Raw genomic sequence first — 19608 nt, 5'->3', positions numbered from 1 at the left:
GGTCTTGATCGATGGGCGTTGCGCCTTGAGAGTAAAGACCCTTTCGGCCATTCAGCCATTGCCCTGGTGGCTGAAAAAACGGTTCTCCACCCGGGCCAGCCCCAGGTGTTCCCGCAGGCTGCGTCCCGTATAGCGCTGGCGAAACAGGCCCCGGCGTTGCAGCTCGGGGGTGATCAAATGGACAAAATCGTCGATGGCCCCCGGTAAATGGGTGAACAGCACATTGAAGCCATCGGCGGCGTATTCCTCATACCAGGTGGCCATCTCGTCGACGATCTGCCCCGGGGTCCCCACCATGACCTTGTGCCCACTGGCGGACAGGCTGCGCAGCAACTGCGCCAGGGTCGGCCGTTCCCGGCGGATCAGGTCCACCACCAGTTGCCGGCGGCTCTTGTGCCGATCGGTGGGAGCCACGTCCTCCAGCAGCGGCACCTGGGCCTGCAGGGGCCAGGCGCACAGGTCGATGTCCAGGTCCAGCAGATAGGACAGCGCCTTGAGCTGTGCCTGCGGGTCCTGCAACTCCTGCAGCTGCTGGTACTTTTCCTGCGCCTCGTTGAGGGTCCGACCTACGGTCGGGGCGATGCCGGGGAAGATTTTCAACTGCCCGGCATGGCGCCCATAAGCGGGAAGTCGTTCCTTGAGTTCGGCATAGAACTGCCTGGCCTGTGGCAGCTCGGTCTGGGCGGTGAACACCAGTTCGGCGCAGCGTGCCGCCAATTCGCAGCCCGGCCCCGATGAGCCGGCCTGGGCAATCAGCGGCCAGCCCTGCAGCGGCCGCGGCGCATTCAACGGGCCCTGCACCTGGAAGTGCCGGCCTCGGTGCTCAAGCAGGTGCATCCTTTGCGGGTCGAGCCAATGGCCGCTGGCCTTGTCCCGGGGGAAGGCATCGTCGGCCCAGCTGTCCCACAGGCCGCTGACCACATCAAAAAACTCCTCGGCGCGGGCATAGCGCTCGGCATGGCTTGGCGGCTCGGGGTAATTGAAGTTCTCGCCGCCGATCAGCCCCGTGACCAGGTTCCAGCCGGCACGCCCCTGGCTCAGGTGATCCAGGGAAGCGAACTTGCGCGCCAGGTTGTAGGGCTCGTTGAAGGAGGTGCTGGCGGTGGCGATCAGGCCGATATGCCGAGTCACCACCGCCAGGGCCGGCAACAGGGTCAGCGGATCCCAGCGCAAGCTGTAGGAACTGTGGGCCAGGACCCGTGGATCGAGGTCGCCCACCGCCACGTTGTCATTGAGAAACAGCGCATCGAAGCAGCCGCGCTCCAGGGTTTGCGCGTAATGCCGGTAGCGCTGGAAATTCAGCGAGGCATCGGCATCCGCCTGGGGATGGCGCCAACTGCCGCCATGGGCGCCAGAGCCGGAGAGAAAGGCCCCCAGCCCCATCTGCCCGCCGCGCTCAGCCACGGCTGGCGCCCTCCTCGGCCGTCGGCAGCGGCACCGGGGCCGTGCGCAGCAACAGGCTGACGGCCGCCCAGGCCAACAGCATCGCCAGCGCCAGGAACCCCATCACTGCGCGATAACCGTTGAGAAAGGCCTGCTGGGCATCATCCGGCGGCGTCGCGGAAAAATGGTGGAACAAGCCCACCCCCAGCGCCAGCCCGATGCCGCCGCCGACGTTATGCAGGGTCATCAGCGAGCCCATGGCCACCGAGCCCACGTCCTGGGGCACCGAGGAGATCCCCAGCACCGTCGATGGCCCGAGAATGCTCGCCCAGCCCAGGCCCATGACGACAAAGGCGCCCAGCAGGTAAGGCAACGAGGTCTGGCGATCGAAACCGGCCTGCAACAACGCCGACAGCACAAACAGCAGCAGCCCGGTCTTGATCAGCAGCGCCGGGCCCTTGCGGTCCACCAGGCGCCCCACCAGCGGCGACAGCAGCGCCACCCCCAGGGTGGTGGGCAACAGCAACAGGCCGCTGGCCTGCAGGCTTTCACCACGGATCTGCGCCAGGTACAGCGGCATGACGAAAAACGCCACGCAGTAGAACAGCGCCAAGCCGAAGCTGGCCGTCACGGCGGCGACAAAACGTCGGTTGGCGAACAGCTTGAGGTCGATGATCGGCGCCGCGACCCGTTGCTCCACCAGCAGGAACGCCCCCAGGGCCAGCACTGCCACGGCGACCAGGCCCAGGGTCAGGTTCGAGCCCCAGCCCCACACGCCGCCCTGGACGATCACCAGCACCAGGCTTGGCAAGCCGATCAGCAACAGCAGCGCGCCCCAGCCGTCGAGCCGCGCACCGGCTTCGCCCGCCCGCGACTCCTTCACGCTGAAGCTGCAGATAGCCAGGCTCAACAGTACGAACGGCACGTTGATGAGGAAGATCCACTGCCAGCCGAACGCACTGCTAATCAGCCCGCCCAACACCGGGCCGACCGCCAGCCCCACGCCGTTGACCCCGAACAGCACGCCGAAGGCCCGGCCCTGTTCAGCGGTGTCGAAGGTACTGGAGACAATCGCCCCCGAGGCGGTATAGAGCACCGCACAGGCCAGGCCCTGGAGCACCCGGGCACCGATCAGGGTGTCGATCTGCCCCGCCAGCCCGGCTGCCAGGGAAGCCAGGCCGAACACCGCCAGGCCAATGAACAGCACCCGCTTGCGTCCGTGCAGGTCCGCCAGGCGCCCCACCAGCACCATGAAGCTCGACAGCGCCAGGATGAAGCCGTTGATCACCCATTGCAGGGCGTCCACCGAGGCCCCGAGGTCGGCCTGCAGGGCCGGTAACGCGGTGTTGACGATGGTGAAATCCACACAGCCGAGAAAACTGGCGATGCTCACACCGAGCAATGCCCACCATTTGCGTTGCTGTTGCGCAAAAACGCTCATGGAAACTCCTTGTCAGTCATAGAAAAACCGTTATCCGCAGGAGCCCTGGCGCACAGGCCCTTGGGCTCTGTAGCGCGCCAACGGACGCTTTCGCTGGCAAGCCAGCTCCTACGGAGGTCAGCGAGAACCACAGGTCTGGGCGGGTCAGATGGCGATGGCGCCGCTGGTCCAGTTGGGGTGAATGGCGCCGGGCAAGGTGAAGGGAATCGGAATCCCGCGTTTCTTGAACTTCAGCGGCAGCCAGCGCACCCGGTCCGGGCTGTGGGGCTCGATCAAAAGCTCGCGGCTGGTGGCCATGGCCGTGGTCATCTGCTGCGGGTAGAGCACGTAGTGGTAACCCTCGTCGGCCCACAGCGGCAGGATGATCGGGATCTCTTCGAGGATGTATTCCCGGCACTGGGCCGCCGCCCGCTCGATGTCCGCATGCTCGTCTCGCAGGCGCAGGCGCTCGGTGAACACGCCGATGGTGCTGTCGATGGCGTCGCGCAGTTCCTCGCGCTGCTGGTAGACCTGGTTCAGTTGCTGGCGCAGTTCGGCATAGCGATCACTGGCCAGCTCCTGGTTCCAGCGGGTGATGTGATACGGCACCCGCAGGCCGTCGAGAATGTCCTGGTTGCGCGCCAGCCAGGCATCGCCCTCGCGGATCGACGCCGACAGCGCTTCCCCCGGGGATTTGCCGTGCTTGTTGTGGCGTTGCAGGGTGTCGGCCACCACCACCTTGACGTGGCTGAAGCCCGACTGGTTGATCAGGTGGATGGTAGACCGCAGTTTCTGGTCCTCGTGGTATTCCTGGCCGACGCTGACCGCCAGTACCACCCGCTTGCCGTCGAATTCGTGCTCCTCGCCGCCCTTGTTGAAGTAGGCCTTGAGGTTGATTTCCTGCACCTTGCTCATGAGTTCAGCTCCAGTAGGCCAAAGGCTGGTGTTCGCCGTAGTAACCGATAAAGACCCCGAGGGTGACCCGGGTGCTGCTGGCCGAAGGGCGCACGGCGTGGATCAGCCGCGGGTTGAGCAGGATCAGGTCGCCGGGCTCGGGCTTGACCACGAAATCCGGCGGCGGCAGTAGGTGGCGTTCGATGCCGTAGGCCCGTTCGCCCTTCAGGCGGTTGTACTCCTGCTCGTCCGGCTCGATGCCCCAGATCTCCAGCTCGCCACCGTCCTCGGGGATCTCCAGGTAGATGTTGGTGGACAGCTGGGTCAGCAGCTGCGGGCTGTGGCCCTCGGGGGCATTGCGTTCAAGCTTGTCGGTGTGGGGCGTGAGATCGACCCCCGAACCCTGGAAGCGGGCGATGCCGACGAAGCACTTCTGCCCGCCCACCTGCAACAGGTGCGCGCCCTGGGGCCAGACTTCATCCAGCAGCAGGCGCAGCTCGTCGATGGGCGAGGCCAGGGGCCGGAACAGATTGCGGATCTTGCGGATGTTGGGCAGGGCCAGGGCGTGGTACTCGGCCCGGCTCTGCTCGTCCTGGATCTCGATGTAGGCTTTGCCGACCCGGACGAACTCCTGCTGCTGGCTGAAGGCACTGCGCAGCTCCTGCTGGTACAGATGATCCCGCGCCACCTGCAAGGTATCCGGCGGGCAGAAACCTTTGAGCTGAACGCCGTAAGAGCGTTTTTCCACAACATCGAGAATGTGCCGCGCTTCAAGTTTGTCGGCGGTAGTGACTGTGAACATGCAAGCTCCCTTAATTCCCTGGAAGTAGCGACGAAGTACAACACCGGTAGAACGTAATAATTTGTTTCAGGGCCACCTTAGGCAGTTGCGAAGGCCTTGTGAAATACCCTTTATCTCTAATATCCAAACTTAAAAATGTATCGAAAATCAGGCAAATAGCCGCCTTCACAGGCACTTTAAAGAGACTGCTGAAAGATTATGAAATTTGCTGATAGTTAACTTAAGCGATGAACATCTTTGCTGTTTTTTATTTAACTACTCCCGAGGTTAATTAATAAAACTGCCACGCAGTCATTCAACTTCATTGAATTGACCATCCATATAAGCCGCCGCATCGAAAGACGTCTGGATGATGCCCTCCTCGCGATAGAGATCGGCGGTGTGCTGCACGTCTTCCACCACGGTCGGGCCCACGGCGATGCGCCGGGGCAGCGAGTAGCGATTGGAACGCTCATGTACCTCCACCGGCAGGCCGCTGTAGCCGGCCTGGATCTGTGAAAACTCGCTCTGGTGCTGGTTGGCCCAGGCATAGGCACGATCCAGGCGCCGCAGGAAGTCGGCGATCTGCTGCGGCTTGTCGCGGATCGCCTGGTCGTTGGCCACCAGCAGCATGTGCCCGGCGAACAGACCTTCGCCACTGACCAGCACCCGGCTGCCGCCCTCCATCTGCACCATGCTGGTGTAGGGATCCCAGGTCGACCAGGCGTCGGCCTGGCCGTTGCTCAACAGGCTGCGGGACTCCGCCGGCTGGAGAAAGATGAACTGCGCGTCGCTGCCGTGCAGGCCCACCGAACGCAGGGCGGCCAGGGCCAGGAAATGGCCGATGGAACCGCGGGTGGTAGTGATGCGCCGGCCCTTGAGGTCGGCGGCCTGCTCCAGCGGCGAATCCTCCTTGACCAGGATCGCCACTGCGGTCGGCGTGACCTTGAGCTTGATCACCCCCACGGTCTTGAGCGGCGCCCCGGCCGCGGCGGCGAACACAAAGGGCGCATCCCCCAGGCTGCCGATGTCCACCGCCCCGGCGGCCAGGGCCTCGGCGGTGGGCGCTGCGGCAGCGAAGGAAGCGAACTCGATGGGGTACGGCACCTGCTCCAGCTCCCCCGCCGCCTGCAGCAGAATCTTCAGCGACTGCTTCTGGCTGGACACTCGCAACGCCGGCTGCGCCAGCGCACTGCCCAGCCACAAACACAACACCACTCCCTGTAGGAGCCGGCTTGCCGGCGAATGGTCCCTGAATCCTGTACTGGTCATGCGGCCGCCTTCGCTGGCAAGCCAGCTCCTACGAGATGGATATCGGTCATGCCTAGAACGCCAGGTTGATACAGCGACTGTAGGAGCCGGCTTGCCGGCGAATGGCCCTGGAACCCTGCACCAGTCATGCGGCCGCCTTCGCTGGCAAGCCAGCTCCTACGAGATAGATGCTGACCATGCCTAGAACGCCAGGCTGAAACAGCAGCTGTAGGAGCCAGCTTGCTGGCGAATGGCCCTGAAACCCTGCACCAGTCATGCGGCCGCCTTCGCTGGCAAGCCAGCTCCTACGAGATCGATACCGGTCATGCCTAGAACGCCAGGCTGACACAGCAACTGTAGGAGCCAGCTTGCTGGCGAATGGCCCTGGAACCCTGCACTAGTCATGCGGCCGCCTTCGCTGGCAAGCCAGCTCCTACGAGATGGATGCTGACCATGCCTAGAACGCCAGGCTGACACAGCGACTGTAGGAGCCAGCTTGCTGGCGAATGGTCCTGGAACCCTGCACCACTCATGCGGCCGCCTTCGCTGGCAAGCCAGCTCCTACGAGATAGATATCGGTCATGCCTAGAACGCCAGGCTGACGCGGCTGTAGTAATAACCACCGCCCAATCCGTAGGGCGAGAACATGCCGTACTCGTAAGTACCCGCCCAGGCCTTGAGGCCGATCTTGTCCGGGTACACGTCGAACAGGTTGTTGGCGCCCACCGCGACGGTGAGGTTCTGGGTCACGTCGTAGGCCACGTCCAGGTCGGTGATCCACTTGGCGCTGTAGGTGCGGTCGTTGGCCGGGATGTTCGAGCCTTCGGTGTACTCGCCAAAGCGGGTCAGTTGCAGGTTGGTGGTCCAGTCGCCGACCTTGTAGTTGCTGGAGAGGATCCACTTGTCCTTGGGCGTGGATCGGGTCAGGTCGATCTGCTGCTGGCGGTCGAACAGCACATAACCCGCCCCCAGGCGCGACAGGGCCGCCGGGGTGTCCGCCAGGTCGCGGATGGTGGTCTTGTTGTGGTTGTAGGCGACACTCCATTTCGCCGTGCCGTACTCGCCGAACGACTGGCGGTAGTCCGCCACCAGGTCCACGCCCTTGGTCCGGGTGTCCGCGGCGTTGGTGTAGTACTGCCCGGCAAGGTTGGGCGACAGGCCGTTCTCCACCAGGATCTGCGACACCGCCGGGCCCTTGAGGATGCCGGTCTGGAGAATGCGCTTGTCGATGTCGATCAGGTAGAAGTCGGCGGTCAGGCGCAGCCGCTCGGTGGGCTCGGCGGTGAAGCCCAGGCTGTAGTTGCGCGAGGTTTCCGGCTCCAGGTCCTTGGCGCCCAGGGCCACCGCTTCCGGCGAGTTGGGGCGCATCTGCTTGGTGCGCACCGAGCTGGTGGTGCCACCGGCGCCGAATTCGGTGACAGTGCTGGTGGTGGAAAACACGCTCTGGGCCAGGGACGGTGCACGGAAGCCGTTGCTCACCGCCGCCCGCACCGCGTACCCGGGGAGGAACTCGTAACGGGTGGTGAGCTTGCCGCTGGTGGTGTCGCCCACCCCGAGGTTGTACTTCTCGTAGCGTGCCGCCGCGCCGACGTACCAGTTGGGGGTGATGTTCAGGCCCAGGTCGATATAGGCCGCCTCGCTGTGGCGCTTGAGGCTGTAGGCATCTTCCGGGGTGGTGCCGTTGACCGAGAACAGCCCCGGGTCCGGCACCACTCCGGCGAACGGCCCGGTGGCCGGGACATAGCTGCCCTGGCCGTAGGAGTTGGCTTCGCCCTCTTCCAGGGCGTATTTCTCCCAGCGATATTCCACGCCGAAGGAGGTTTCCAGCGGGCTGCTCCAGCCGATGTCCAGGGCCCGGGAAAAATCCAGGTTGTTGGTCCACTGGTCGAACACCAGGTTGCCCAGGTGGAAGTCGTGCTGGCTGTAGGGGCCGTTGGAAATGTTCAGGTTGTTGGCCGTATCGAGCACACCGCGATCCTTGCCGTAGGTGCTCGACAGGTCCCAGTCCCAGCCACCGAGCAGGCCCTTGGCGCCGCCGGCAACCTGGAAGTCGGTCTCGCGGATTTCCCGCCGCGCCTGGCCACCGTTGGGGTACGGCGCATTGGGCACCCCCGCCAGGCTGGTGATGTCGGTGGGCTTGCGGTGCCCCAGGTCCTTGTTGCTGTTGCGGTAGCTCAAGGTCGAAAACGAATACAGCTTGAGGTCGTCGTCCAGGGGCAGCTCGGCGTTGTAGGCCAGGCTGGTGGTGCGGTCGCGGCCCAGGCCGTACTCGGTGCCCCAGCCCTGGCGATTGCTTTCCCGGGGGTCCGGCGAGCCGTCGGCCTGCTTGAAGTACAGCTGGCCACTGGCGGCACTGGAGCGCTCGTAGGGTTCCTGCAGCTTGGCGTCCCAGGACAGGTTGATGAAGCCGCCGTTCTCTCCCAGCTTGTTGCCCCAGTTGAAGGCTTCGTGGCCGGTGGTGCCGTCGCCGTCGTAGTACTGGCCCAGGGTGGTGTCGGAGGTCAGGCCTTCGGCGTTGCGCTTGAGGATGATGTTGATCACCCCGGCGATGGCATCCGAGCCGTACTGCGCCGCCGCGCCATCGCGCAGCACTTCGATGCGCTCGATGGCCGCCGTGGGAATCAGGTCCAGGTCCACCGGCACCGAGGCGTTGCCGACCCGCGCGCCATTGTTGATCAGCGCCGAGTTGTGCCGGCGCTTGCCATTGATCAGCACCAGCACCTGGTCGCCACCCAGGCCGCGCATGCTCACCCCGCGCACCAGAAACGCGGTGCCGCCACCGTTGATGGTGGGCACGTTGAACGACGGCAGCAGCCGGCCGAGCATTTCTTTCAGGCCATTCTGGCCGATGCTGCGCAGCTGTTCGCTGTCGATCACATCGATCGGCGCCGGGCTGTCGGTGACGGTGCGTTGCTGGCTGCCGCGCACGCCAGTGACCACCACGGTGCCCAGGGTCTCGTCGGCGGCCAGCAGCTCCACAGGCGCCGCCAGGCCCAGCAGGCCAAGGCTCACGGGGGCGGCGCTGAGGACGATATTACGCAAGGAAATACTCATGACTTCAGATCCTTTTGAAGGGGGCTCAGCGCGCTCGGGCAGCAACGGTTTCAACTTCGATCAGGGCGCCGGGCAGTACCAGCCCCGCCACCTGCACCGTGGTTCGGGCCGGCTTCAGCGGCTGTTGCTGGGTGCCGAAGAACTCGCGGAAAGCCACCTGCAGGCCGTCGAAATCCAGCTTGCCGCCCAGGGCCGGGTCCCCCACCAGGTAGATCCGCAGTTGCACCACATCCCCCAGCCCCAGGCCCTGGCTGGCGAGAATCGTCTCGATCTTGCGCAACACCACCCGGGCCTGCGCCTCGGTGTTGCCCACGGCGTGGATCTGCTCCTTGGGCGCCTTGGGGTCCTGCGGGTCCGGCAGCAAGCCGGAGAGGTAAGTCACCTCGCTGTTGGCGGGCAGGGTCACCGATTGCAGGATCGGTGAATTGGGATAGCTGGACGGCACGCGCTGGATTCCTGCGGCCCAGCTGCTGCTGGCGGCCATCAGCAGCCCCAGCCCCACGGCGGTGTGTTTTATCGACATGCAAAGACGCTCCAAGGTGATGAATGCCAGCCTCGGAGGTCCGCTACCCGGCAGGGTGATTGTTCTGTAGTAGACGCTTCGCGCTTGGCCCCCGCTGCGACGCTGCGCAGAAACAGGCTCGGCGTTCTCAGGCCGTTTGCTGCAACGACGAGCCTTGCGCCCGTTGGAAAAGCTGCCGCACCACGCGCCGCGCCGCGCCGGCCGCGGCTTCCTGCCAGATGCCCACGCCACTGTGGGCCAGGCCGTCGCTGGTCAGGTAGACCCGGCCCTGGGGCTGGTTGAGCAGGCTGTAGTCCGGCTCGGCCACTGCGTGGCTGATCCAGGGACCGAAGTTGTAAGGGATCCGGCTCCAGGCAATCACCAACGGCTTGCGCAGTTCATGGCTGTGGCCAGGGTGCAGCAGCTCCACCGCCTGACGGGAAATCTCGATCTGCTGGGCCAGGCTCTTCTCAGCGAACCGACGCGCGGTTTCACCGTTGTTGTAAGCCGCCACCAACACCCCTTCGGCCTGGTTGAAGCCCCCGCTGGGGTACCACAACCCGGAAGCCTCCTGGTTGATGAAGGACAGCCCGCCATAGATCTGGTACTGGCTCTCCCAGAAGCGCCGGGACTGCCAGGCCACCTTGTTGGCATAGCCGAACTGCACCGCGCCGATGGCCTGGCGCACCGGGGCGCTGAAATTGTTGTCGACCCTGGCCAGCAGCGGCAGAGGCAGGCTGCTGATCACATAGTCGGCCTTCAGCCGCTGGGTGCGGCCGCTGCGCCGGTCCAGGTACACCACCTCGGCATGCTCGGCATGATTGTTGATCGAACGCACTTCGCTGTGCAGCCGCAACTGCCCTTGCAGACGCCGGGCAAAAGCCTGGGGGATGCGGTCCATGCCGCCCACCGGCTGGAACATGGTGGGTGAGAACTCCGGGTATTCGTCGATCATCAGCGCCGTGGTCAGCGCCGGGTTGAGCAGGGTCTGCAACGGCAGCGGCTCGTTCTTCTGCGCCAGTTGGTCACCGGCCCCGGGCCAGACCTTGTAGCCGGAACGGGCCGAGCCCAGGTACTCCAGCTTGTCCGAGAGATCGCCCCAGGTTTTCAGGAAACTCAACAGGTTGCTGCGATCGGCTGGGGTCAGCTCCTGGTCCAGGGCATGACGATTGACCGCCTTGGCCAGCAGCTCGGAAAAATGTCCGCGGCTGTCGTTGACCGCCTGGCGAATCTGCAGCGCCGGCTGGTTCAGGTCCGGGCGCACCAGGGCATTGCGACTGGTGTTGACCAGCACCTCCAGCTCCACCCCCAACTCGCGGCAGTAGCCGAGCATCAACTGATGGTGGCTGGGCAGGCGGCCAGCCCCGGCGTTGAGGTAGAACCCCTGGTCGAACTCGACGACCTGCGCACTGCCGTCGCTGTACTCCACCCGGTCACCGCGGCGCAGCGTCCAGTTGCGCCCGCCCACCCGGTCCCGGGCTTCCAGCAGGGTGACCTTGAACCCGGCCTTGTGCAGCTCGTAGGCGCTCACCAGGCCACCGATCCCGGCACCGATCACCACCACATGGGCGCCCTTGCCCACTGCCGCAGTGGGCAGCGCGGCATAGTTTTCCTCGAAGGCTTCAGCCGTAGGCGCAGCACCGAACAGCCCCATGACCGCACTCGCCGCCTGGACGCCGCCGACCGCAGCAATACGGGCGATCAATTGTCTTCTGGTCAGTGGCATGCAAGCGCTCCCTGCGACGGATGGATAGTGCGTTCGGTTATAGCCCGTCGACTTATGCAGTCACTTGGGTCTATGGAAGCCATCCTAGGGGCGCTTATTTAATAAGAGAAATACATTTTAAGCATATGCAAATATTACTTTGTTTCATATTCAAGCCAAAAGATTCTGCGCTCCACGCATAGCCTGCTTCCCTCCCTACTGCCCCGGGGAAGCCGGCTCCCCAGCACCGCGCGCAGCTCAGGGCGCCTTCGCAGGCACACCGGCGCCTACGGCCTGGGCGGCATCGAGAACCCGCAACAGATTGCCGCCCCAGATCTTCTCCAGGTCCGCTTCGCTATAGCCCGCCGCCAGCAGTCGTTCGGTGATCCGCGGCAATTGCGTCACGTCCTCCAGCCCCTGCACGCCACCGCCGCCGTCCCAATCGGCACCGATGCCCACATGCTCGGGGCCGACCACGTCGAGGATGTGCAGCAGGTGGCGCATGTAGTCGTCCAGGTTGGCGCGGGGCTGCGGGTAGCGGGCCTCGACCTGCCGAATGCGCTCGGCCAGGTCTGCCACCTGTGCCGGGCTCAGGCTGGCGGCCAGGCGAAACTCGCGGTACAGCGGGCCCAAGGCCTTGTCCCGCTCGGGGTTGGGCACAAGGTTGATCAGGTCGCTGGGAAAGCTGTTGACCTGCACCACCCCGCCCCTGGCCGCCAGTTGCCGCAGGCGCCGGTCATCCAGGTTGCGCGGGTGGGCGGTGATAGCCCGGCTGCTGGAATGGGAGGCAATGATCGGCGCCCTGGACAGGGCCAGTACCTGGTCGAACACCGGGTCCGAGGCGTGGGACACATCCAGCAGGATGCCCAGGCGGTTGGCCTCGGCCACCAGCTCCCGCCCCGCCGGGCTCAGCCCCCGCCATTGCGGCAGAGCGCTGGCCGAGTCGGCGAAGTCGTTGTTGGCCGAGTGCACCAGGCCGAGCATGCGCAGCCCCTGGCGATAGTAGGTGTGCAAGCGCCCGGGGTCAGCGGCCAGGGGCTGGGCATTCTCCATGCTGATGAACACCACCCGCTGGCCACGGCCGACGATGGCCGGTACATCGCCGGCCGTCAGGGCCAGGGCGAAGTCATCGGGGTGGGCGGCGATCAGGTCGTGGATCCGCGCCAGCACCGCCAGCCCATGTTCGCTGGCCAGGGTCCGGCCTTCGGCGGTGAGCGGCCCCTGGGGGGTGAAAATGGCCCAGAAACCGCCATCCAGGCCGCCCTCTTTCATCCGTGGCAGATCAACCTGGGACAGGTCGTCCTGGTAGCGATGGCGCTGGGTGATGTCCCAACCGGGGCGGGCCAGTTGCATGGGGGTATCGAGGTGGCTGTCGAGCACCGTAAGGCGCTGGTGCAGGGCTTGGGCGGGGCTGTCGGCCAAGGCCCAGGGGCTGGCCAGCGCCAGGCACAGCAAGGTTCGGGTAAACATGGGGCCTCCTGGCCAATGAAAGAAACCTCCCCTCCGGAGGGTAGGAGCTGGCTTGCCAGCGAAGGTGTTCTTCGGGGCTGTGCATGGCTTGAGGGCCTATTCGCCGGCAAGCCGGCTCCTACATGAGGTGTCGGGTGTTCTGTAGGAGCTGGCTTGCCAGCGAAGGCGTCCTCTGGGGCAGTGCAAGGCTTGGGGGCCTCTTCGCCGGCAAGCCGGCTCCTACATGGGTGTCGGGTGTTCCGTAGGAGCTGGCTTGCCAGCGAAGGCGTTCTCCGGGGCAGTGCATGGCTTGAGGGCCTCTTCGCCGGCAAGCCGGCTCCTACATGGGTGTCGGGTGTTCTGTAGGAGCTGGCTTGCCAGCGAAGGCGTCCTCTGGGGCAGTGCATGGCTTGGGGGCCTCTTCGCCGGCAAGCCGGCTCATACATGGGTGTCGGTGTTCTGTAGGAGCTGGCTTGCCAGCGAAGGCGTTCTCCGGGGCAGTGCATGGCTTGAGGGCCTATTCGCCGGCAAGCCGGCTCCTACACAGTCAGGTCCAGTGGAAGCTGCGGTCCCACAGGCCGGATACGTCCAGTTGCTGGGGCAGCACGCCTGCCTCGAAGAACAGGTCGGCCACGTCCTGCTGGGATTTCACCGCTGCGTCGTCCACCGGTTGCAACAGGCGCGGGCCGCTCTGGGCCCGGTACTGGGCCAGGAATACTTCCCGGGGCATGCCGAGGATCTGCGCGCTCTTGGTCGCCCACTCCTCGGGGTGGCTGGCAATCCATTGCCAAGAGCGGTACTCGCGCAGGATGTAGTCGGTGATCGCCGCATGCTTGAAGGGGTCGGCAATGCTCTGCTGGTTGGCGGCGATCACATAGTTGCCGGAGAGGTAGCCCTGGCCGGTCTTCAGTACCCGGGCGCCGGCCCGCAGCTCGGCCAGCTGGATGAAGTAGCCGAAGCTGACCCAGGCATCCAGGGCACCATTCTGGAAGGCCGCGAACCCGTCCTGGGGAGTCAGTGCCATGGGCAGGATGTCATCGAAGCCCAGCCCCTGCTCCTTCAAGGCCTTGAGCAAAAAGTAATGGGAACTGGTGGAGCGGATATAGCCGATGCGCTTGCCCTTGAGCTCGGCCACCGATTGCACCGTGGAGCCCTTGGGCACGATGAAGGCCTGGTTGTTGACGTCGCCGGTGAGCACCGCGATCAGCTTCACCGGGGCGTGGTTCTTGATCCCGAAGATCGGCGGGATCTCGCTCATCGGTGAAATATCCAGGGTGCCGCTGACCAGGGCTTCGAAGCTCAGGTTGCCACCGGTGAACTCGGCGTACTTGACCTTGTAGGGGGGCGCCTCGATGCCGGCCTCGGCAAAGAAGCTCGGCGCCGCGCCCTTGTAGGTGGCGACATTCAGGGTCACCCCGGCCAGCTCCGAGGCGGCCCCCAGGCCCAGGCGCGGCAAGGCGCCGGCGAGACCGGCCAGGGCCGAAAGTTGCAGAAAGCGACGACGTTGCATGAGGGCTGTCCTTAGTCGAGAAAATCCGCTTCTTCGCGCACGATCCGTTCGCGGTAGGGCTGGAAACTGAACCAGCCACCGAACTCGGTCCCCACCTGGCGGGCGGTATGGCGCGCCACTTCGTGGGGAATCGGGCGCGGGGTGCCGGCAGCTTCCGCCAGCAGTTGGGCCTGGGCGGCGTTGTCCATGGCGATAAAGCGCCAGGCCGCGGCCTCGACGGTTTCCCCCACGGTGAGCAGGCCATGGTTCTGCAGGATCAGGGCCTTGTGGCCCTGGAGCGCTGCGGCGATCCGCGCGCCTTCGCTGGCCTCCAGCACCACCCCGGAGAAGTTGTCGAACAGCCCATGGCGCTCATAGAAGGCGCAGGCGTCCTGGGTCAGCGGGTCCAGCAGCCGGCCCAGGCTCGACCACGCCTTGCCGTACAGCGAATGGGCATGGGCCGCAGCCACCACCTGTGGATGGGCTTCATGAAGTGCCGCGTGAATGGCGAAGGCCGCCAGGTTCAAGGCGCCCTCGCCTTCGACAATGGCGCCTTCGGGGTCCACCAGCAGCAGGTCGCTAACCCGCACATGGCCAAAATACACCCCCACCGGATTGACCCAGAAGTGATCCGCGCGCCCTGGGTCGCGCACGGTGATATGCCCCGCCCCGCCCATGTCGAAACCCAGCCGGGCGAACACCCGGAAGGCCGCGGCCAGGCTTCGTTTGCGCTCAAGGCGCTCCAGCTCGACCGTGGCTTGCCGGGGCGGATGCTCCCAGCGGTGAACCGTGTGGCCATCGCGGCGCAGGTCATACACCGCTGGGCGAAAATGTGCCGTCATGGCGGCTCTCCTTCAGGTTGTTGAGGGGCTAATAACCACGCTCGACCTGCACCGGGTTTTCCAGGGGCAGGCCGTCGCGCCAACGCTGGATATTGCGTCCCAGCAAGCGGGCGAGGTTCAGGTAGACCCCGGGTGAGTTGGCCGAGGTGTGGGGCGACAGGCGAATGCGCGGGTGGCGGTAGAAAGGATGGCCCTCGGGCAGCGGCTCGGGGTCGGCCACATCCAGGCTGGCCAGGCCAATGCGCCCGCTGTCCAGGGCCTGCAACAACGCGGGCTGATCGATCAGCGCACCGCGGGCGATATTGATCAGGTGCAGCCCCGGCTTGGCCGCAGCCAGTACCTGGGCATCGATGACCTGGCGGGTCTGCTCGGTCAACGGCACCGCCAGCAGCAGGTGATCGGCCCGGGCAAACAGTTCATGCAGGTCGGCGACCGGCTCCACTCCAGGCACCGCCAACGGCTGCGCCGAGCGCCGCAGGGCCAGCACCTGCATGCCCAGGGCCTGGGCCTTGGGCGCCAGTTCCCGGGCGATGCTGCCAAAGCCGAACAGACCCAGGGTGCTGCCGGCCACCGCCGCCAGCGGTCGCTGGCGCCAGTGTTCAGGGGTATCGATCCAGACCTGGGGCAACGCCTTGGCAGCGGCGAAAATCGCCGCCAGGGCGAATTCGGCAATGCTCTCGGCGGTGCTGCCGCGGGCGCTGGCCACCGGCATTGCGTGCCACAGCCAGGAAGGAAAGTAGTCCAGGCCCGAGGTCGCCAGTTGCACGAAGCCCAGGCCGAAGGGCCAGCCCGCTGGCGCTTGGGAGGCATCGCGAAACTCGGCGTGGGGCGCAGCCAGCAGGACCTGGATGTCCCGCGGCAGGTCCCGAGGCAAGCCCCGGGGCAGGCTCAGCACTTCGACCCCGGGCAGCCACTCGCGCAACTGCCGGTTGAACCCTTCGTCGAGCTGGCTGGCGATCCGGGTCATGCCTGGGCTCCGCGGCTGGGCAAGGCAAAGGCGGCTCGGCCGACAGCGCCGAGGATCGCATCGTTCTGCGGCGTGTGAATGCGGCTGCACAGCACATCGCGGTAATGCCGTTCGATGGGGTTGCCCCGGGCCAGCCCGGGATTGCCGATGGCCTCGATGCCCAGCTCCACCGCGCTGATGGCATGGCTGGTCACCAGGAACTTGATCTGGGTAGCCTCGCCGGGGGCGATCCGCCCTTCGGCGGCGGCATCCAGCAACAGTCGATTGTTCAGCAGCAAGGCGTCGATGCGCCCGAGCAATTCCTGAAAGCGCGGCAGGCTCGACAGCGGCGCGCCGAGGTTGGCCGGGGTGCGCTGGGCCAGCCAGCCCAGCAGCCAGTCGCGGGCCGCGCGGGCCACGCCGTCGTAGATCGCCGAGAGCAGCACCGCCAGCCAGAGCACGCCCTTGCTGTCCAGCTCGGAAGGCCGGGGCACATTGGCCGGCTGGATGTCCACCGCCTGCTCCAGGGGCACGAACACCTCGTCGAAGACCACGTCATGGCTGCCGGTGGCGCGCATGCCCAGGTGGTCCCAGGTTTCCTCGACGACGATGCCCGGGCTGTCGCGGTGGACCAGCCAGGTGCCGACCTGCGGCTGCGGCTCATCACTGCGGGCCCAGACCGAGAGCCAGGTCAGCCCGGGAATCCCGGTGGAGTAGATCTTGCGCCCACTGAGCAGCCAGCCGCCCTCGACCCGCCGCGCAACAGTCGCCGGCAAGCCGCCCCGGGCCGGGGTGCCGAGGTCCGGCTCGACCCGCAGGGCATTGATCAAGGCGCCCTCTTCCACGGCCTCCCGGGCCACTCGCTGGCGCAGGTGCAGCGGCCAGGCGGTGTTCTGTTGCAGCCGCGTGTGCTGCAGGTACTGCATCACCAGCACCAAGGCGGTAGAGGGTTCGCCCCGAGCCACCGCGCCTACCACCCGGCGCGCCTGGGCCAGGGTCGCCTCGCTGCCACCCAGGGCCCGGGGGACGGTCAGGGCCAACAGGCCATGCTGGTGCAGGCGCTGCAGGTTGGCTTGGGGAAACTCGCTGTGGCGGTCGTAGTGGGCCGCAGTGGCGGCGAACTCTTCGCTCAGTTGCTGCAACAGATCGGCAAAGTCCGAGGAGTCCAGGTCAAGGCCGGGACGGGATACAGAAGGAGGCACGGTGGAGAGGCTCATCGGCTGGCAGTCCTGCTCAAGGGATGGGAGACACTGGCGGCCGGTTCGGCCTCGGTTTCGACCCCCAGCAGGTGCAGCAACCGCGCTCGCAGTGGCTGGAACCCCGGGGTCGTCACCTGGCGCGCACGCGGCAGGCGGATCGGCAGTTGTTCGGCGATTCGCCCGTTGGCCAGCACCAGCACCCGGTCGGCCAGCAGCAGCGCCTCGTCGACATCGTGGGTCACCAGCAGCACCGCCGGGGTGTGCCGCTGCCACAGGCGGATGATCAACTGGTGCATGCGGATCCGCGTCAGGGCATCGAGGGCGGCGAAGGGTTCATCCAGCAGCAACAGTTGCGGTTCGCGCACCAGGGCCCGGGCCAGGGCCACGCGCTGGGCCTCGCCACCGGACAAGGTGCCGGGCCAGGCCGCCAATCGATGGCCAAGCCCCACTTCTTCCAGCGCCGCCAGGGACCGCTCGCGCACCCCCTCCCCGCGCACGCCGAGGGCGACGTTGCGCCATACGCGCTTCCAGGGCATCAGCCGCGGCTCCTGGAACACGGCCGCCAAGGCGCGGGGCACCTGCAACTGCCCTTCGTCCACCGGTTCGAGCCCGGCCAGAGCCCGGAGCAAGGTGGTCTTGCCCGAGCCGCTGCTGCCCAGCAAGGCAACGAATTCCCCCGGGGCGATCTCCAGGTCCAGGCCATCGAGCACCGCCTGGCCGGCAAAGCGCCGGGTGATCCGGCGGGCTTCCACGGCAGCGCGCAAGCGGCCTGACACGGGCAATGACAGGGTCATGGTTCAGCTCCTGATAAAGGTCGGCCGCCAGGCCAGGGCGAAACGTTCAAGGCCCCGTACCAGGGCGTCGATGCCCAGGCCGAGCACGCTGTAGACCAGCAGGCAGATGACGATCACGTCGGTGCGCATGAAATCCCGGGCATCGTTGACCAGGTAGCCGATGCCGGCGCTGGCGTTGATCTGCTCGACCACCACCAGCCCCAGCCAACTGATGCCGAAGGCGTAGCGCAGGCCGACGAAGAATCCCGGCATCGCTCCGGGCAGGACCACATGGACGATCAGTTCCCAGCGCCTTAGCCCCAGCAGGGTCGCGGCCTCCAGCAACTTGGGATCGATGCTGCGGATCGCCGCAAACAGGGTCAGGTAGATCGGGAACGTGGTGCCCAGGGCAATCAGGGCGATCTTCGGCGTCTCACCGACACCGAACCACAGGATGAACAACGGCACGATGGCCAGGAACGGCAGGGTGCGCAGCATCTGCATGGGCGAGTCGATGGCCAGCTCGCCCCGTCGCGACAGGCCTGCCACCAGGGCCAGGAGCGTGCCGACGCCAACACCGATGGCCAGGCCACTGAGGGCACGCTTGAGGGACACCCACAGATGCCCGCCCAGTTCACCGCTGCCGAGCATCTGCCACAGGGTGCCGCCGATGGTGCTGGGGGCAGCGATGATCCGGGCCGGCAGCAGCCCGCTGCGCGACGCCAGCTCCCACAGCAGCAGGAGCAGCAACGGACTGAGCAGGCGCAGCAACAGGTTGCCGAGGAGCTTGGCGCCAGGGCGCTGGGTCCAGCGCGCAGGCAAGGTGATCGGGGCTTGCGCAGGCATTTCAACATCCCTATTTCAGCGCGTTCGAGCCCCATGCTAACTACATAAAAAACGTCCGTGAAATTCGTTTTGGTTCTAACTTAATATACAAAAAATGCATTCAACAACCACAAAGACATGCAAATCAATAATGCATAGCTACTGACCTGGGGCCTACGGAACGGCCTTGCCGACCCGGGCAGCGACCATCTCGCCGAACATGCCCACCGGTTCTTGCAGGTTGCCCAGAAAGCGCGGGTGAATCAGCCACAGGTCGATCACCGGCTTGAAGTCGCTGACCGGTACGATCTCCAGCTTGTCCCGATGGCTGCTGTTTTCCAGCAGCGGCAACGGCACCAGGCCGTAGCCCAGGCCATTGGCGATCAGCCCCAATTGCAGCTCGGTGCCGAAGGTTTCCAGGTTGATCTGCAACGACAGGCCCTGGGCACTCAAGGCCCGTTGCAGGCCGGCGCGGAAACCGCAACCGTCGGGATTGAGCACCCAGCCGCGCTGGTAACAGTCGGCCAGCTTGCAACTGCGCTTGCGCACCTCGCCCCTGGCGGCGACCACCACCAGCTGCATGCTGCCCAGGGAATGCCCCACCACGCCTTCGGGGAACACCTTGCCGGCAGGAAACAGCGCGGCCACCACATCCAGCTCGCCGTTCTCGACCTTGCTCAGCAAGTGGCTGCCCCAGCCGGTGGCGACCGAGGTCTGCAACTGCGGATACAGCGCCTTGAGCTGGCTCAGGGCATCCAGCAGCACCACGTCGCCGATGGTCTGGGGCACGCCAATGCGCAAGGCGCCACTGGGGGCGCCGTCATTGGCCACCAGTTCATTCAGGGCATCGATGCTGCGCAGCACTTCCAGGCACTGGCCATAGACCCGCAAGCCCATGCTGGTGGGCTTGAGGGGCTTGGTGTTGCGGTCGAGCAACTCGACCCCCAGGGCTTCCTCGAAATTCTGCACCCGGCGAGTAATCGCCGGCTGGGTCAGTTGCAGGGCATCGGCCGCCTGGCTGATGGTCTGGCAGCGGATCACCGCCACGAATGCGTTCAGATCATCTATCTTCATTCTTTTTTCGCATAATAAATG

Annotated in this window: 15 protein-coding genes and 1 pseudogene; all 16 read right to left on the bottom strand. The window is 65.6% G+C overall.

The window, feature by feature from the left end; genetic code table 11:
* Positions 1-51: 51 nt before the first annotated feature.
* The 16 genes and pseudogenes from ACZ5BO_RS08460 to ACZ5BO_RS08385 all read right to left on the bottom strand — a co-directional run bounded on the left by ACZ5BO_RS08460 (position 52) and on the right by ACZ5BO_RS08385 (position 19587).
* The gene (locus ACZ5BO_RS08460) at positions 52-1383 is read right to left on the bottom strand and encodes an LLM class flavin-dependent oxidoreductase (protein ID WP_464701207.1); all 1332 of its coding nucleotides are present in this window, start codon (positions 1381-1383) and stop codon (positions 52-54) included.
* Positions 1384-1396: 13 nt separating this feature from the next.
* The gene (locus tag ACZ5BO_RS08455) at positions 1397-2824 is read right to left on the bottom strand and encodes an MFS transporter (protein WP_464699218.1); all 1428 of its coding nucleotides are present in this window, start codon (positions 2822-2824) and stop codon (positions 1397-1399) included.
* Positions 2825-2968: 144 nt separating this feature from the next.
* Positions 2969-3718 carry a tRNA-dependent cyclodipeptide synthase gene (locus ACZ5BO_RS08450; RefSeq protein WP_025127858.1) on the bottom strand — a complete coding sequence of 250 codons (750 nt, stop codon included), beginning with the start codon at positions 3716-3718 and terminating at the stop codon, positions 2969-2971.
* A gap of 4 nt (positions 3719-3722) precedes the next feature.
* The gene (locus ACZ5BO_RS08445; protein WP_401401161.1) at positions 3723-4499 is read right to left on the bottom strand and encodes a 2OG-Fe(II) oxygenase; all 777 of its coding nucleotides are present in this window, start codon (positions 4497-4499) and stop codon (positions 3723-3725) included.
* A 291-nt stretch (positions 4500-4790) separates the two neighbouring features.
* Positions 4791-5878 (bottom strand): annotated as a pseudogene (locus ACZ5BO_RS08440) (aliphatic sulfonate ABC transporter substrate-binding protein).
* Positions 5879-6314: 436 nt separating this feature from the next.
* Complete coding sequence (locus tag ACZ5BO_RS08435; protein WP_025127857.1) at positions 6315-8783, bottom strand: TonB-dependent receptor plug domain-containing protein; 2469 nt, start codon at positions 8781-8783, stop codon at positions 6315-6317.
* A 25-nt stretch (positions 8784-8808) separates the two neighbouring features.
* Entirely contained in the window at positions 8809-9306 is a 498-nt protein-coding gene (locus tag ACZ5BO_RS08430; RefSeq protein WP_025127856.1) for a RidA family protein, read from the bottom strand.
* 127 nt (positions 9307-9433) lie between these two features.
* Positions 9434-11011: a flavin monoamine oxidase family protein gene (locus ACZ5BO_RS08425; RefSeq protein WP_464699215.1), complete on the bottom strand. Its 1578-nt coding sequence runs from the start codon at positions 11009-11011 to the stop codon at positions 9434-9436.
* Positions 11012-11248: 237 nt separating this feature from the next.
* Positions 11249-12460 (bottom strand): dipeptidase, encoded by a 1212-nt coding sequence (locus ACZ5BO_RS08420; protein WP_464699213.1) that lies wholly within the window; start codon positions 12458-12460, stop codon positions 11249-11251.
* A 526-nt stretch (positions 12461-12986) separates the two neighbouring features.
* Positions 12987-13949, bottom strand: coding sequence for an ABC transporter substrate-binding protein (locus ACZ5BO_RS08415; protein WP_025127853.1), 963 nt, complete (start codon positions 13947-13949; stop codon positions 12987-12989).
* Between the two features lie 11 nt (positions 13950-13960).
* Positions 13961-14770, bottom strand: coding sequence for a class II aldolase/adducin family protein (locus tag ACZ5BO_RS08410; protein WP_025127852.1), 810 nt, complete (start codon positions 14768-14770; stop codon positions 13961-13963).
* A gap of 28 nt (positions 14771-14798) precedes the next feature.
* Positions 14799-15737, bottom strand: a complete 939-nt coding sequence (locus ACZ5BO_RS08405; RefSeq protein ID WP_025127851.1) for a D-isomer specific 2-hydroxyacid dehydrogenase family protein — start codon at positions 15735-15737, stop codon at positions 14799-14801.
* The gene (locus tag ACZ5BO_RS08400) at positions 15734-16933 is read right to left on the bottom strand and encodes an acyl-CoA dehydrogenase family protein (RefSeq protein ID WP_464699211.1); all 1200 of its coding nucleotides are present in this window, start codon (positions 16931-16933) and stop codon (positions 15734-15736) included. The genes ACZ5BO_RS08405 and ACZ5BO_RS08400 overlap by 4 nt, the downstream gene beginning before the upstream one ends.
* The gene (locus ACZ5BO_RS08395; protein ID WP_464699209.1) at positions 16930-17709 is read right to left on the bottom strand and encodes an ABC transporter ATP-binding protein; all 780 of its coding nucleotides are present in this window, start codon (positions 17707-17709) and stop codon (positions 16930-16932) included. The genes ACZ5BO_RS08400 and ACZ5BO_RS08395 overlap by 4 nt, the downstream gene beginning before the upstream one ends.
* A 3-nt stretch (positions 17710-17712) precedes the next feature.
* Positions 17713-18534 (bottom strand): ABC transporter permease, encoded by an 822-nt coding sequence (locus ACZ5BO_RS08390; protein ID WP_025127848.1) that lies wholly within the window; start codon positions 18532-18534, stop codon positions 17713-17715.
* A 153-nt stretch (positions 18535-18687) separates the two neighbouring features.
* Positions 18688-19587, bottom strand: coding sequence for a LysR family transcriptional regulator (locus ACZ5BO_RS08385; protein ID WP_464699207.1), 900 nt, complete (start codon positions 19585-19587; stop codon positions 18688-18690).
* Positions 19588-19608: the final 21 nt, after the last annotated feature.

This window comes from Pseudomonas sp. FFPRI_1 (genome assembly GCF_055384485.1).
Note: the sequence above shows the minus strand (reverse complement) of the source record. Positions and strands in the feature narration are given on the sequence as shown.

Coding starts and splice junctions, on each gene's coding strand:
- ACZ5BO_RS08385 (WP_464699207.1), bottom strand. CDS start 19,587: ATGAAGATAGATGATCTGAACGCATTCGTGGCGGTGATCCGCTGCCAG.
- ACZ5BO_RS08425 (WP_464699215.1), bottom strand. CDS start 11,011: ATGCCACTGACCAGAAGACAATTGATCGCCCGTATTGCTGCGGTCGGC.
- ACZ5BO_RS08435 (WP_025127857.1), bottom strand. CDS start 8,783: ATGAGTATTTCCTTGCGTAATATCGTCCTCAGCGCCGCCCCCGTGAGC.
- ACZ5BO_RS08395 (WP_464699209.1), bottom strand. CDS start 17,709: ATGACCCTGTCATTGCCCGTGTCAGGCCGCTTGCGCGCTGCCGTGGAA.
- ACZ5BO_RS08405 (WP_025127851.1), bottom strand. CDS start 15,737: ATGACCCGGATCGCCAGCCAGCTCGACGAAGGGTTCAACCGGCAGTTG.
- ACZ5BO_RS08445 (WP_401401161.1), bottom strand. CDS start 4,499: ATGTTCACAGTCACTACCGCCGACAAACTTGAAGCGCGGCACATTCTC.
- ACZ5BO_RS08450 (WP_025127858.1), bottom strand. CDS start 3,718: ATGAGCAAGGTGCAGGAAATCAACCTCAAGGCCTACTTCAACAAGGGC.
- ACZ5BO_RS08455 (WP_464699218.1), bottom strand. CDS start 2,824: ATGAGCGTTTTTGCGCAACAGCAACGCAAATGGTGGGCATTGCTCGGT.
- ACZ5BO_RS08430 (WP_025127856.1), bottom strand. CDS start 9,306: ATGTCGATAAAACACACCGCCGTGGGGCTGGGGCTGCTGATGGCCGCC.
- ACZ5BO_RS08420 (WP_464699213.1), bottom strand. CDS start 12,460: ATGTTTACCCGAACCTTGCTGTGCCTGGCGCTGGCCAGCCCCTGGGCC.
- ACZ5BO_RS08415 (WP_025127853.1), bottom strand. CDS start 13,949: ATGCAACGTCGTCGCTTTCTGCAACTTTCGGCCCTGGCCGGTCTCGCC.
- ACZ5BO_RS08400 (WP_464699211.1), bottom strand. CDS start 16,933: ATGAGCCTCTCCACCGTGCCTCCTTCTGTATCCCGTCCCGGCCTTGAC.
- ACZ5BO_RS08460 (WP_464701207.1), bottom strand. CDS start 1,383: ATGGGGCTGGGGGCCTTTCTCTCCGGCTCTGGCGCCCATGGCGGCAGT.
- ACZ5BO_RS08410 (WP_025127852.1), bottom strand. CDS start 14,770: ATGACGGCACATTTTCGCCCAGCGGTGTATGACCTGCGCCGCGATGGC.
- ACZ5BO_RS08390 (WP_025127848.1), bottom strand. CDS start 18,534: ATGCCTGCGCAAGCCCCGATCACCTTGCCTGCGCGCTGGACCCAGCGC.